General features: G+C 31.9%; 16 protein-coding genes. All 16 read left to right on the top strand.

The window, feature by feature from the left end; all coding sequences use genetic code 11:
- Window position 1 precedes the first annotated feature (1 nt).
- Window positions 2–175: a glutaminase gene (locus tag VK071_06415; GenBank protein ID HLR34950.1), complete on the top strand. Its 174-nt coding sequence runs from the start codon at window positions 2–4 to the stop codon at window positions 173–175.
- Between the two features lie 12 nt (window positions 176–187).
- Window positions 188–1,309, top strand: a complete 1,122-nt coding sequence (locus tag VK071_06420; protein ID HLR34951.1) for an SH3 domain-containing protein — start codon at window positions 188–190, stop codon at window positions 1,307–1,309.
- Window positions 1,310–1,501: 192 nt separating this feature from the next.
- Window positions 1,502–2,590 carry a dipeptide epimerase gene (locus VK071_06425; protein HLR34952.1) on the top strand — a complete coding sequence of 363 codons (1,089 nt, stop codon included), beginning with the start codon at window positions 1,502–1,504 and terminating at the stop codon, window positions 2,588–2,590.
- Window positions 2,591–2,629: 39 nt separating this feature from the next.
- Complete coding sequence (locus VK071_06430; GenBank protein ID HLR34953.1) at window positions 2,630–4,264, top strand: ABC transporter substrate-binding protein; 1,635 nt, start codon at window positions 2,630–2,632, stop codon at window positions 4,262–4,264.
- A gap of 108 nt (window positions 4,265–4,372) precedes the next feature.
- A complete protein-coding gene (locus VK071_06435; GenBank protein ID HLR34954.1) occupies window positions 4,373–5,299 on the top strand; it encodes an ABC transporter permease in 927 nt (308 codons plus the stop codon).
- 12 nt (window positions 5,300–5,311) lie between these two features.
- The gene (locus tag VK071_06440; protein ID HLR34955.1) at window positions 5,312–6,202 is read left to right on the top strand and encodes an ABC transporter permease; all 891 of its coding nucleotides are present in this window, start codon (window positions 5,312–5,314) and stop codon (window positions 6,200–6,202) included.
- A gap of 12 nt (window positions 6,203–6,214) precedes the next feature.
- Window positions 6,215–7,189, top strand: coding sequence for an ABC transporter ATP-binding protein (locus VK071_06445; protein ID HLR34956.1), 975 nt, complete (start codon window positions 6,215–6,217; stop codon window positions 7,187–7,189).
- Window position 7,190: 1 nt separating this feature from the next.
- Window positions 7,191–8,162 (top strand): oligopeptide/dipeptide ABC transporter ATP-binding protein, encoded by a 972-nt coding sequence (locus VK071_06450; GenBank protein HLR34957.1) that lies wholly within the window; start codon window positions 7,191–7,193, stop codon window positions 8,160–8,162.
- Window positions 8,163–8,173: 11 nt separating this feature from the next.
- Window positions 8,174–8,983: an NlpC/P60 family protein gene (locus VK071_06455; GenBank protein HLR34958.1), complete on the top strand. Its 810-nt coding sequence runs from the start codon at window positions 8,174–8,176 to the stop codon at window positions 8,981–8,983.
- A 68-nt stretch (window positions 8,984–9,051) separates the two neighbouring features.
- Window positions 9,052–9,666, top strand: a complete 615-nt coding sequence (locus VK071_06460) for a nucleoside recognition domain-containing protein (protein HLR34959.1) — start codon at window positions 9,052–9,054, stop codon at window positions 9,664–9,666.
- A gap of 14 nt (window positions 9,667–9,680) precedes the next feature.
- The gene (locus tag VK071_06465) at window positions 9,681–10,217 is read left to right on the top strand and encodes a spore maturation protein (GenBank protein HLR34960.1); all 537 of its coding nucleotides are present in this window, start codon (window positions 9,681–9,683) and stop codon (window positions 10,215–10,217) included.
- 15 nt (window positions 10,218–10,232) lie between these two features.
- A complete protein-coding gene (locus tag VK071_06470) occupies window positions 10,233–11,153 on the top strand; it encodes an LD-carboxypeptidase (GenBank protein HLR34961.1) in 921 nt (306 codons plus the stop codon).
- Window positions 11,154–11,226: 73 nt separating this feature from the next.
- Window positions 11,227–11,679: a DUF523 domain-containing protein gene (locus VK071_06475; protein HLR34962.1), complete on the top strand. Its 453-nt coding sequence runs from the start codon at window positions 11,227–11,229 to the stop codon at window positions 11,677–11,679.
- 57 nt (window positions 11,680–11,736) lie between these two features.
- The gene (locus tag VK071_06480; GenBank protein ID HLR34963.1) at window positions 11,737–12,393 is read left to right on the top strand and encodes a hypothetical protein; all 657 of its coding nucleotides are present in this window, start codon (window positions 11,737–11,739) and stop codon (window positions 12,391–12,393) included.
- 15 nt (window positions 12,394–12,408) lie between these two features.
- Complete coding sequence (locus VK071_06485; protein ID HLR34964.1) at window positions 12,409–13,308, top strand: ROK family protein; 900 nt, start codon at window positions 12,409–12,411, stop codon at window positions 13,306–13,308.
- A 26-nt stretch (window positions 13,309–13,334) separates the two neighbouring features.
- On the top strand, window positions 13,335–14,095 hold a 761-nt coding region (locus VK071_06490; protein HLR34965.1), incomplete at its 3' end, for a hypothetical protein.

Consider the following 14,095-nt stretch of genomic DNA (forward strand, 5'->3'; position numbering starts at 1 on the left):
TATAGATGTAGGTTTTCCAGCTAAAAGTGGAGTAGGTGGTGGTATTCTAGGTGTAGTTCCAAATAAAATGGGAATTGGTGTTTATAGTCCAGCACTAGATTTAAAAGGTAATCCAATAGCGGCTATTGGAGTATTAAAGGATTTATCAAAGAAATTAGATTTAAGTATTTATTAGGAGGTTTAATATTTGGTAAAAGCTCTTAAAACTCTCGTTATTTTAATATTTTTATTTATTGTATTTATGATTTTTTCTAATGAAGAAATCATAAATAAAAATGAAGAATTAATAGGAACTAATGAGCAAGGGAGAAAGATTACCAAAACAGATGATGTAGATAATATAAAACCAACCTTAGATACTCCTGAATTTTGGATAAATAAAATTAAAAATGTAGATTCAATTCTTATGGATGAAAATGAAATTAAAAACTTTAACGATGAAAATTTTAGTAAAATAGATTGTTTATATAATTTGAAAGAAGAGACTACTATAAATGAGAAGGAGCTAATAAATTTAATTCAATCAATTAGTACAATCCCTAAAGAAGACAGATATGATAGAAACGGGAATATAATAAACAATGATTTTTATAATAAATTAATAGACAATTTGAATATTAATAATATAGAAAGTGAAAACCCTTTAAAATATGGAGTAGTAGTTAATAGAAGTGAAATGAGAACTTTTCCAACTTCAGAACCTGTTTATAAGAAACCGGGGGATATTGAATTTGATAGATTTGTTGAAACTGCAATATATTCCTTGGAACCTGTAACTATATACAATGAAAGTAAAGATGGGGAGTGGTATTTTGCTAAAATATATAATTATATTGGCTGGTTGCCTAAAGAGGATGTAGCTATTGGTGAAAGAGATGAAATTTTTAATTATTTAGATAATAATCCTTTTATAGTAGTAGTAGATAGACAAATAACAATAGATAATATTGATTATGATATGGGAGTAAAAATTCCTTTAACAGGATTAGAATTAGATAAGGAATGGGAAATTTTGCTTCCTGAAAGAGATGAAGATGGAAAATTATCTTTTAAAAAAGAGGTAATTTCCAAATCAAATAACTTTTCTGAAGGTTACCTCTCTTATACCGTAGAAAATATTATAACCCAAGCCTTTAAATTTAAGGATGAAAAGTATGGTTGGGGCGGAACTAATAATACAAGAGATTGTTCCGCTTTGATAATGGATATATATAGAACCTTCGGAATAAAACTTCCCAGAAATACTTCTCAACAAGGTATGGATAACTTAGGAATACTATATTATTCATCAATTTGCTGGTTATTATGAAGGGGAAAAAGAGGATTTAGAGTATAAAGAAGTTATGAAAACAGACGTAACAACTTTAGACATTAAGACTTCTACGGGAACAACTTTCTTAGACAATATTTATTGTGGAAAACTATTTATATCACCCTAACACTTTAAATAGGTGCTAAATAGTGGTATAATGAATAATTAAGTAAGGGAGGAGGGGTCATTTTGAAAATTAAAGATATTCATGTTGGGGAAATAAAAGTATCATTGAAAAAAACCTTTAAGACTGCCCTTAGGGAATTAGATGTATTGGAAAATGTAATAGTAAGAATTGAAACAGATACAGACCATGTAGGCTATGGGGAAGGTGCAATTACTCCAGTAATTACTGGAGATACAACTGGTTCTATAAAGTGGGCAATTATGGAGCTTATAAAACCTAATATTATTGGATTAGAAGTAAAAAATATTGAAGAAATTATGTATAGAATAAATAAATCTTTAGTAGGAAATTCAAATGCTAAAGCAGCAGTAGATATGGCAGTATATGATCTATATGGTCAGCTTCATAAGGCACCTGTATATGAACTTTTAGGAGGATATAGAAATAAAATTACTACAGATATTACTATTAGTGTTAACTCCCCAGAAGAAATGGCAGAAGACAGCATTTTAGCAGTTAAAAAAGGCTATGAAACGTTGAAGGTAAAGGTAGGAAAGGATTGGGAATTAGATATTACTAGATTAAAAGCTATTAGAGAGGCAGTAGGACCTAATATTAGAATCCGAATTGATGCAAATCAAGGTTGGACTCCAAAAGAAGCTGTTAAAGTATTGACAAATATGGAGGATCTAGGGCTAAATATTGAACTAGTAGAGCAACCTGTATATGCAAAAGATATTAAAGGATTAAAATTTGTAACTGACAATGTATCTATACCAGTTTTAGCCGATGAAAGTGTTTTTTCACCGGAAGATGCTATTAATATTATAGAAAATAGGGCTGCAGATATGGTGAATATAAAGTTAATGAAAACTGGTGGAATATACAATGCATTAAAAATATGCAATATTGCAGAAGTTTATGGTATTGAATGTATGTTAGGTTGTATGATGGAAAGTAAAATAGGTTTAACGGCGGCTTCTCATTTAGCGGGAGGGAAAAAAGTTATTACTAAATTTGATTTAGACAGTCCTAATTTATTGGCAGAAGACCCAATAAAGGGAGGAGTTGTCTATGATGAATACAATATAAGACTGAATAATAGTGATGGTCTTGGGTTTAGAGAAATAAAAAATGTTATTTATGATTAGGGTTATTAATATAAAATATTAAAATAAAGGGGGATAACTGTGTTAAAGAAGAGAAGAATTAGTTTAATTTTTTCAATTTTTTTAATATTCACACTGGTCTTAACAGGCTGTGGCCCTAAGGAAAAAGATGTAGATGGACCGAAAGAGGGAAATGAATCAGGAGAACCTAAGTATGGGGGAATATATAGTACTTATATTGGTTCAGATTTTGAAACATTAGATCCAGCATTTGCTACTGCAGCTTTAGATGGCTCTTTAGTTTCTTTAATCTATGATTCTCTTATTCGTTTTGATACTGAGGGCAAGATAATTCCTGGATTGGCAGAATCTTGGGAAACACCTGATGATGTAACCTACGTTTTTACATTAGTTGAAAATGCTAAGTTTCATAATGGAAATTCATGTACAGCAGAAGATGTAAAATACTCCTTTGAAAGGGTTATGAATCCAGAAGTAAATAGTCCAAGAACTTGGGTTTTTGAAAAGGTTAAAGGTGCTGAAGATTTTAATGAAGGAAAAGCAGATGAAATTGAAGGTATTGAAGTATTAGAAGATTATAAATTACAAATTACTTTAGAGCAACCTTTTGCACCATTCTTATCTATGTTAGGAATGCCGGCAGCCCATATAGTAGATGAGGAAGAAATTAAAAAATATTCAGATCAAAAGGATTATGCTTTAGAGCCTGTTGGAACAGGACCTTATATCTTCGAAAGTTATTCAGCAGGGGATAAGCTGGTGTTAAACGGAAATGAAGATTATTTTGATGGCAGGCCTTATTTGGATGGAATACAATATAGAGTTATAGAAGAAAATGCTACAGCTGTAGCAGAATTTGAAGCAGGGAATATTGATTATTTAGGAATTCCCTCAGAAGATTTAGAAAGATTTAAAAACAATCCAGACTATGAACCTTATATAGTAAATGTAAATACATTCTGGAATTATTATATAGGTTTAACCTCTAATACTGAGCCTTTTGATGATGTAAAGGTTCGTCAAGCTTTCAACTATGCCATAGATAAAGAAACCTTAATAAATACAGTAAGAAAAGATAATGCCATTGTAAGTCATGGACCTATCCCCCCGGGACTAGAGGGGTATAGAGATGATTTTAAGGCTTATGAATACGACCCAGATAAAGCAAAAGAACTTCTTAAAGAAGCAGGCTACTCTAAAGAGAATCCATGTAAATTTGAATTTTTATATGCAGAGGCTACTGAAAATGTAGAAATATTAGAACCAATCCAGGCTATGTTAAAAGAAGCAGGGTTTGAACCAAAACTGACCTCTATGGAATGGAATGCTTATAGAGAAGAAGTTAGACTAGGTAATGCAGATGCTTTCTGGTTAAGTTGGGGGGCAGATTATCCTGATGCAGAAAATTATTTATATCCATTATTCCATTCTTCAATGTCTGGTGGTGGAGGTAATGAGACAAGGTATGATAATCCTGAAGTAGATAAATTATTAGAAAAGTCCCATAATATTTTAGATTCAGAAGAAAGAATAAAAATATATCATGAAATAGAAGATATTATAGTAGAAGATGCAGCAAGAGCTTGGATATATGTAAGTGTAAATTGGAATTTATATAAGCCAGAGGTGAAAGGCATTAAAGATTATAGAATATTTAATGCGGATAAGATGTTGGACATTTGGCTAGATAGATAATTATTAAGGTTATCATAATTAGAGTAAAAAGAATCTTCAGAAACTATTTTCTGTATTTAAGAATAGTCATGTAGAAGATTCTTTTTCTCTAAAAAAGGGGGAGACCAAATGAATAGTTATTTCTTTAAAAGAATATTTGCTTTGATACCAGTACTTATTGGAGTTTCTTTAATTACTTTCTCTCTTATGTACTTTGTACCGGGAGATGTAGTAACAGATATAGTTGGGGAAAGAGCTTCTGAAGAAATTAGACAAAAAGCTATTGAAGAGCTAGGTTTAGACAAACCTTTTCATGAACAATATTTAATGTATATGAAAAGATTAGTAAGGGGAGATTTAGGAAAATCCTATATAAATAATAAAAGTGTTGCCGAATCAATTAGAGAAAGGTTCCCAATTACATTAAAATTAGCTTTAATGTCTTTTATAATATCTACAGTAATAGGGTTAACTTTTGGGATAATCGCTGCAGTGAAGCAAAATTCTGCAATTGACAGAATTGTAAGAAGCATAACTTTATTAGGAGTATCTATGCCAGTAATATTTTTTGGCTTACTTATGATGTATATATTTGGAGTATGGCTTAAGATTCTACCAGTTTCTGGTATAGGGGATGGAAGTTTAAAATATTATATATTACCTTCCATAGTACTAGGTTTAAGCTCTGCTGCTTATCAAGCAAGGCTTACCCGTTCTTGTATGTTAGAAGTAATAAGGCAAGATTATATTAGAACTGCTAAATCTAAAGGACTATCACAGAAGATAATAATATATAAACATGCTTTAAGAAATGCTGCAATTCCTATTGTTACAGATTTAATAATGAGTATTGGATTTTTATTAACTGGTTCAGTACTAACAGAGTCTATTTTTGAATTACCAGGTATAGGCTCTTTTACAGTAAATGCTGTTATGAGAAGGGAAATTCCAGTAGCAATGGGATGTTTTATATTCCAATCTTTTATATTTGTATTTTTTAATTTATTGGTAGACATAGCCTATGGAATTATTAATCCAAGAATTAGATTCAATTAAGGGGGAAAACATATGGAAGCTACTAAAAATACGAAAATTACTAAAAATAAAACAAGGCCTACTACTCCTTGGTCTATAGCATTTAATAGATTGAAAAGAGATAAAAGTGCGATGGTTGGTTTATATATAGTAATTTTTTTAATTTTTGTTGCAATTTTCGCACCTATTATTTCACCCTATGATCCAATAGAAGATTTTGACTTGAAAAATGCACTAGAAGGACCAAGTAAGGATCATTGGTTTGGAACGGATTGGATGGGAAGAGATTTATTTAGCAGAGTAGTATATGGTTCTAGAATTTCCTTAACTGTTGGATTGTTTTCAAGGGTAGTTACTTTAGGAATAGGTATTCCTTTAGGAGCTTTAGCAGGTTATTATGGTGGAAAGGTTGATATGGTCATAATGCGAATTGCAGAGATAATGGATGCATTTCCAACTTTTCTATTTGCTATAGTTATATCAGTAGCTATAGGACCAGGATTATATACAGTGTTTTTTGCCTTAGGATTTGTAGGTTGGTCAGGTATGTGTAGAATGATTAGGGGACAAGTTTTAGCCTTAAGAGATGTGGAATTTGTAGAAGCTGCTAAGTCCTTAGGAGCTTCAGATGCAGAAATTATTTTTAAGGAAATCTTACCTAATTGTATGGCACCAGTAATTATATCAACAACTATGGGTATATCAGGGGCTATTATGTCAGAAGCAGGACTTTCTTTTTTAGGATTGGGGGCTCAACCACCTACGGCAACATGGGGTTCGATGATAGAATATGGAAGAAAATATTTTATTTCAGCTTCCCATTTAGTCATATTTCCAGGTATAGCTATTGCGTTAACAGTTTATGGGTTTAATTTATTTGGAGATGGATTAAGGGATGCTCTTGACCCAAGAATGGATGACTAAGGGGGATTGATTATGTTAGAGGTCAATGATTTAAGAACTTATTTTCATACTTTAGAGGGGATAGTACCAGCTGTAGATGGAGTATCATTTAATATAGAAAAAGGTGAGACCCTTTGTGTAGTAGGAGAATCGGGTTGCGGAAAATCAGTTACCGCTATGTCCATATTAAAATTAATACCAACTCCTCCAGGAAAATATGTTTCTGGGGAAATACTATTTAACGAGGAAAATTTATTGAGAAAAAGTGAATCTGAAATGAGAAATATCCGAGGAAATGATATAGCTATGATATTTCAGGAGCCTATGACTTCCTTAAATCCCGTATATACTGTAGGTAATCAAATTACTGAAAGTATTATTCTACACCAAGGTTTAAATAAAAGTGAGGCCAATAAAAAGTCTATTGAAATGCTTAGGAAGGTAGGTATTCCATTACCAGAAAAAAGAGTAAAAGAATATCCTCATCAGCTTTCAGGAGGTATGAGACAAAGGGTTATGATTGCTATGGCTTTAAGCTGCAATCCTACACTTTTAATTGCTGATGAACCCACTACAGCTTTAGATGTAACTATTCAAGCTCAAATATTACATTTGATGAGGAACTTGAAAAAAGAATATAATTCTTCTATACTATTTATTACCCATGATTTAGGCGTAGTGGCAGAAATGGCAGATAAAGTAATAGTTATGTATGCTGGAAAAATAGTAGAACAGGGAAATGTAGAAGATATTTTCAATAATCCTCAACATCCATATACTATTGGATTGTTAAATTCTATTCCAAAGCTAACAGGTAAAAGAAAAGAACAATTACATGTTATAAAGGGAAATGTACCAACCTTTTATAATTTACCAGAAGGTTGTAGCTTTAGTTCTCGTTGTGAATATGTAAAAAAAGAATGTTTGGAAGAAGAACCTAAACTAGTATCATTAGGAGAACCAGATAGGAAAGTTGCCTGTTGGTTAATAGATGGGAAGGAGGATTAAAGTGGAAGATATTTTATTAGAGGTAAAAGATTTAAAAACCTTTTTTCCAATAAGAGGGGGTTTTTTTAATAGAATAACAGGTTATGTAAAAGCCGTAGATGGGGTGTCCTTTTATGTAGAAAAAGGGGAAACTCTCGGACTAGTTGGGGAAAGTGGATGTGGTAAGTCTACCTTAGGAAGAAGTATATTAAGGCTTGTTGAACCGATGGAAGGGGATGTTATTTTTAAAGATGAAAATATATTAAACTTTACTAAAAATGAAATGTTAGATACTCGCAGGGAAATGCAAATGATTTTTCAAGATCCTTTTTCTTCCTTAAACCCGAGAAAAACTGTGAAAGAAATAGTTGGTCAAGGTTATGAAATACATCAACCTAATATAAATAAGAAACAAAGAGATAAATTAGTTTCTAATCTGTTAGATGAAGTAGGATTGGACCCTGTTTATATGTCTAGATATCCTCATGAATTTAGTGGAGGCCAAAGACAAAGAGTTGGAGTTGCAAGGGCTTTAGCATTGAATCCAGACTTAATTATTGCTGATGAGCCTGTATCTGCCTTAGATGTATCTATCCAATCCCAAATATTAAATTTGTTGAATGAACTTCAACAAAAATTGTCTTTAACCTATATATTTATAGCCCATGACCTAAGTGTAGTAAAACATTTAAGTGATAGAATAGGAGTTATGTATCTAGGAAAGATAGTGGAACTAGCAGATGGAGATGAATTATATAGAAACCCTTTACATCCTTATACTCGAGCTCTATTATCAGCTATACCAATTCCAGAAGTAGGAGTTAAAAAGGAAGAAATATTACTAGAAGGAGATGTACCTAGCCCATTAAATCCACCAAAGGGCTGTAGATTCCATACTAGGTGTAGGTATTCTGAAAATATATGTGAAGAAACTGAGCCAAGATTTAAGGATGGAGGAAGTAATCATTATGTGGCTTGTCATTTAGTAAAATAGGAGGGGGTTACATGGAAAAGGTTGGCGTTGTCAAAACTACTATAGGTTCTTTAAAACAAGAACCGGGATTTGAAAAAGAATTAGCAGATGAAACACTTTTTGGTAGAACCGTAAAAATACTAGAAGAAAATGAAGAAGGTTGGTATTTTGTTGAAACAGATTATAGATATAAAGGATATATTCACGAAAGTCAGTTATTGATAGATGAGAGCTGTAGTAAATGGGATGAAGAGGCAAATCATATATTTAATTGGGGTATTGGAGATGCAATGGCAGAACCAAGATACCAAAGTTTTCCCATTCTCCAATTGACAAGAGGTGCTATAATTAAACTTACAGGAAAAGAAAAAGAAGAATGGGTAGAAATTGAAATTCCCAATGGAAAAATAGGATGGATTAGAAGGGATTTTGTCGGGGAGAGGACCCGAACTAGACAAGGACAGAATGAAAAGCTTTTAAGAAAAAGGGTAGTAGAAACAGCCTTAACTTATTTAGGTACTCAATACCGCTGGGGTGGTAAATCCACTTTGGGAATTGATTGTTCTGGACTTTGTTCAATTACTTATTTAATAAATGGTATAATAATATATAGAGATTCACAGATTAAAGAAGAGTTTGGTATGAAAAGAATAAGTAAGGAAGAAATACAATTAGGAGATTTACTTTATTATCCTGGACATGTTGCCATGTACATAGGCAATGACAAGTATATTCATGCTACAGGTAAATCTAGTGGTGTAGTTATTAATAGCTTAAACCCCGAGGATGAAGATTATAGAGAGGATTTAGCTAATATAAAAGAAATAGCCACTGTATTTTAAGTTAATACATTATGTATTAAAATATAATATAAAATGGATAAAAATATTAAATAAGGGGGTTTTGTAAGATGATTAATGTTATTTGGGCAGCATTATTAATTATTGGTTTCGTTGTAGGAGCAGTTACGGGAAATATAGAGGCAGTAACTGAGGCCGCTATTGAAAATGCAAAGACTGGAGTAGAACTAGCTATGGGGCTAATAGGGGTAATGGCCTTATGGCTAGGTATTATGAAAATTGCTGAGGATTCTGGTTTAGTTGAAAAAATTGCTAAAGGGTTAAGACCTATAACAGTTCGATTATTCCCAGATGTACCGGAAGATCATCCAGCTATGGGAGCTATGGTTATGAATATAGCAGCCAATATTCTTGGATTAGGAAATGCTGCTACACCTTTAGGGTTGAAGGCAATGCAAGAATTACAAGAGTTAAATGAACAGAAAGATACAGCTACAGATGCAATGGTAATGTTCTTAGCAATCAATACTTCATCTGTAACTTTAATACCAGCATCTACCATAGCTATTTTGACAGCTGCAGGTGCCACTAATCCAACAAATATTATAGGACCTACAATAGTAGCAACTGTAGCATCAACTGTTGTTGCTATTATTGCTACTAAAATGTTGGGGAAATTACCTAAATATAAGTTGCAAAGTCAGTATGGAGAAACTAAAAAATAAAGGAGGAAGGGAATATGTTTGTTAAGATTGTTGAAGGAATTTCAAAATATGCAATACCATTTACGTTTGTAGGAATAATTCTTTTTGGAATGATTAGGAAGGTTAAGGTATATGAGTCTTTTACTGAAGGAGCAAAAGAAGGCTTCAGTACAGCAGTAAGAATAATTCCTTTCCTTGTAGCTATGTTAGTTGCTATAGGGGCTTTTAGAGCATCTGGAGCTATGGATTTATTAACTAAGGCACTAAGTCCAATAACAAGTGCTATTGGAATACCTGGTGAAGTCCTACCCATGGCTTTCATGAGGCCACTATCAGGGGGAGGAGCCCAAGGGGTAATGTCTGATATGATTACTACCCATGGTCCTGATTCCCTATTAGGGCGAATGGCTGCAGTTATGATGGGGTCTACAGAAACTACTTTTTATGTATTAGCAGTATACTTTGGATCTGTAGCAATTAAGAAATCAAGGCACGCGTTGCCAGCAGGCTTATTAGCTGATTTAGCTGGATTATTAGTAGCGGTATATGTTTCAAAACTGTTTTTTATGTAGTAGAGGAGGATTTACATGTTAAGACCAAAAGGATTGAAATTTGGGGATAGACTGGGATTAATATCTCCCGCCAGTCCTACTTCTAAGGAAAATGTTGAAAAAGCCTATAAACAATTAATGAAAATGGGCTTTAAAGTCGAAGTAGGAGAAAGTTGTTATGAAGAATATGGATATCTTGCAGGCTCAGATAAATCAAGGGCAGAAGAACTTAATAATATGTTTGAAGATGAAAATATTGACGGTATTATCTGTATGAGGGGCGGATATGGAACCCCAAGAATATTAGAATTATTAGACTATGAAGCAATAAAAAATAATCCCAAAGTATTTATAGGCTATAGTGATATAACAGCTCTCCATATAGCTATAAATCAAAAATCAAACTTAGTAACCTTCCACGGACCAATGGTAGCATCTAATATGATTGAAGACTTTGATGATTTTTCAAAGAATAGTTTATATAATTCAGTATTAGAAAATAACTTGATAGGAGAACTTGTAAACCCTCCAGAGGAAGAAATAGAAATAATAAATGGAGGAATAGCAGAAGGGAAGATAATTGGAGGAAATTTATGTCTACTTGCTGATACCTTAGGAACACCTTATGAAATTGACACAAAAGGAAAGATATTATTTATTGAAGAAATAGGAGAAGAACCTTATTGTATAGATAGGATGTTTACCCAGTTAAGATTAGCTGGAAAGTTTAAAGATGCCAGTGGAATTATTTTAGGAGATTTTAACAATTGCGAGGCTAAAACTTCTGAATATGCAGACAGTCTTTCCTTAAGGCAGGTTATTAAGGACATTATAAAGCCTTTAGGCAAACCAACAATATATAATTTCCAATCAGGCCATTGCCAGCCAATGATAACCATCCCCTTCGGGATAAAAGCGAAACTTGACGCAACAAATAGACAATTAATTATAAACTGAGAAAAAGTGAGAAAGAGGGATGGTCCTTTTTCTCACATTCTCATTTCTCACTTTTTTCAGTTCTAAAGGTGGTGTGGTATTGTACATAGTAAGTGCATGTTTTGCAGGAATTAAATGTAGGTATGATGGAAGGGATAATACAGATGAAAGAGTAAAAAGATTAGTGGAAGAAGGTAAGGCTGTACCAGTATGTCCAGAAGTATTAGGAGGACTTTCAATTCCAAGAACTCCTTGCGAAATTATCATGAATAATGATAATATTAAGGTAATAAATAAGAATGGCGAAGATTGTACAGAAAAGTTTTTAGAGGGAGCTAAAAAGACATTAGCAATTGCAAAGGTAGTAGGGGCAAAAAAAGCAATACTTAAATCTAAAAGTCCTTCTTGTGGAAATGGTAAAATATATGATGGGAGTTTCAGTGGTATATTAACTGAGGGGAAAGGAATAACAGCTGGGTTATTACTTAATAATGGTATAAAGGTATGTACAGAAAAAGATTTAACGGAAAAAGAGTTGAAAATTTAGTATAAAGTGAGAAAAAAGGACCATCCCTTTTTCTCACTTGTAAAGGGGTTGTTTTCATTGGAGTTAAATAAACTCGAAAATTTAGCTACAGATAAGGTTATGTCTTTGGCAGAATTAAGGGAAGATGAGTTATATAAGAAGATGCCAGATGAAGAGATTAAATATTATGTAGAAGAATCTATTAACATTGGTTTAGAGACTGCTAAGAAATTATTATCAACTTATGCTACAATAGATTTAGAAAAAATTTGTGAAGATAAAGGGATAAAGGTTATATTAGATACTGACGAATATGGTTTTGAATTAATTAAGCTTAGAGGAAAATATGATGGAAAGAAAAAGATAGTACTTTATAATAAATCTATAAGTAGAATTGAAGAAAAACTTAAGGAATTAGAGCTAAGCAACACTTTTAATTATAATCAAATAAAAGAGATACAGTTGGCTCATGAATTATTTCATTGCTTAGAGAACAAGGAAATAGGAATTACAAGTGAAAAATTGGAGCCATTAATAGTTAAACATATAGGAATTGTAAAAAGAGAATATCCAGTAGTTAAAACTAGTGATATTGCAGCCCATATATTTACTAAGGAATTATTACAATTAGAATTTCATCCCAAACTTATGGATTATTATTATCTAGTTGGAGCGGGATATATTAATTATGAATTTTTAGAAAATCTTTTTCTAGAATTAAAGAAATTCATATAAATGGAGGCATGTAAAATGGGAAAGGTTATTGGAATAGATTTAGGTGGTACTAAAATTAACGGCGGTGTAGTAAATGAAAAAGGCAGAATATTAAATAAGATTACTATAGAAACTAAAGATAAAGATGGAAGGCAAGGAGTATTAGATGGAATAGCTGATGTTATAAAAGAATTAATGAAAGATGAAGAAATAAAGGGAATAGGAATAGGTACTCCTGGATTTATAGATACAGAAAAGGGACAAGTACTATATCATGGTGGAAATATTGGGGATTGGGTAGGAGTAAATTTAAAAGAAGAAATGGCAAAAAAATTTGGTGGCTTACCAGTGTTTGTGGAAAACGATGCAAATGTAGCAGCAATTTGTGAAGGCTGGGTAGGTGGAGGTAAAGGATTAGAGAGTTTTATTATGATAACCTTAGGTACCGGTGTAGGTGGAGGTATATGGAATAAAAAAACAGGTATATGGCATGGGAATAAATATCAAGGAGCAGAGTTAGGCCATTCTATACTATATCCTAACGGTAGGTCTTGTGGTTGTGGACAAAAAGGTTGTGCAGAAAGATATATTTCTGGAACAGGTATAGAAGTTAATTATGAAGAAATAACAGGCAACCATTTAATGGGGGAAGAAATATTTAAAAATAATAATGATCCCGCTTGCATAGAAACAATAGATAAATTTACCAAGGATTTAGCTACATTTATAGTAAGTATTAAAAATATATTTGATCCACAAGGATTAATAATTGGTGGTGGAGTTATTAATTCAAGAGAAAAATGGTGGAATAAAATGATAGAAAATTATAAAGTATATTGCAATAGTCCAGAAGGTATGGAAATACTTCCAGCTAAATATTTAAATGATGCAGGTGTGATAGGTGCTGCAAAAATTGCTTTTGATAATATTAAGTAATAGTTTTACAAACTTGAGGTGAAATTATGGTAAAAAGAGTAGTCTATTATGGGTCTACAGATAATGACCGGGATAAAGAACTATTGTTAATGGCAAAAGATTATGTAAGGAAAAATAAGGGAGATAAATTTTTTTATATTTTACCAAATGGGAAATTATTGACTGAATATAGAAGAGCACTCTTAAAAGATTTAAAGGGTGCTTTTAATATTAATGCTTTTACTTTTGATGATATTGTAGATAGATTATTAGATAACAACAGTTATACTTTTATAGACAAAGAAATGAAGGAAAGTATTATATCAAAAATTTTAATAGAATTAGAACAAGCAGGAGAAATAGTATATTATAAAGAACTAGTACATACAGAAGGATTTGTAAAAAGCATTAGTGGTATAATTGGAGAAATAAAAAGATCTTTGATAAATGATGAATGTTTTAATAATAGAATTCCTAATAGCCTTTTTTATAAAGAAATTGGAATAATATATTCTAGATATGAAAAGTTTTTAGAAGACAATGGATTAATGGATAGAGAAGAAAGTTTTTTTAAAGCCATAGAAACTTTAGAAAAAGATTTAAGTTTTTTTGATAATTTGGATTTTGTAATAATAGATAAATTCTTCAGCTATAGGCCGCAAGAATTAGTATTACTTGAAAAAATAGTAAAGGCTCCCATAGATATTTATATAAATATGCCTTTTGAAATGGAAAAAGACTATTTAACAGTAAATCAAACAATTGAATTTTTAAAAAAATTAGATTTTAAAGTTGACAGAGGGTCTGA

The organism is Tissierellales bacterium (assembly GCA_035301805.1).
Classification (GTDB): Bacteria; Bacillota; Clostridia; order Tissierellales; family DATGTQ01; genus DATGTQ01.

Bases quoted from the DNA above. Each gene is read 5' to 3' on its own strand.
- VK071_06435 (HLR34954.1), top strand. From the start codon at position 4,373: ATGAATAGTTATTTCTTTAAAAGAATATTTGCTTTGATACCAGTACTT.
- VK071_06440 (HLR34955.1), top strand. From the start codon at position 5,312: ATGGAAGCTACTAAAAATACGAAAATTACTAAAAATAAAACAAGGCCT.
- VK071_06445 (HLR34956.1), top strand. From the start codon at position 6,215: ATGTTAGAGGTCAATGATTTAAGAACTTATTTTCATACTTTAGAGGGG.
- VK071_06455 (HLR34958.1), top strand. From the start codon at position 8,174: ATGGAAAAGGTTGGCGTTGTCAAAACTACTATAGGTTCTTTAAAACAA.
- VK071_06460 (HLR34959.1), top strand. From the start codon at position 9,052: ATGATTAATGTTATTTGGGCAGCATTATTAATTATTGGTTTCGTTGTA.
- VK071_06465 (HLR34960.1), top strand. From the start codon at position 9,681: ATGTTTGTTAAGATTGTTGAAGGAATTTCAAAATATGCAATACCATTT.
- VK071_06470 (HLR34961.1), top strand. From the start codon at position 10,233: ATGTTAAGACCAAAAGGATTGAAATTTGGGGATAGACTGGGATTAATA.
- VK071_06485 (HLR34964.1), top strand. From the start codon at position 12,409: ATGGGAAAGGTTATTGGAATAGATTTAGGTGGTACTAAAATTAACGGC.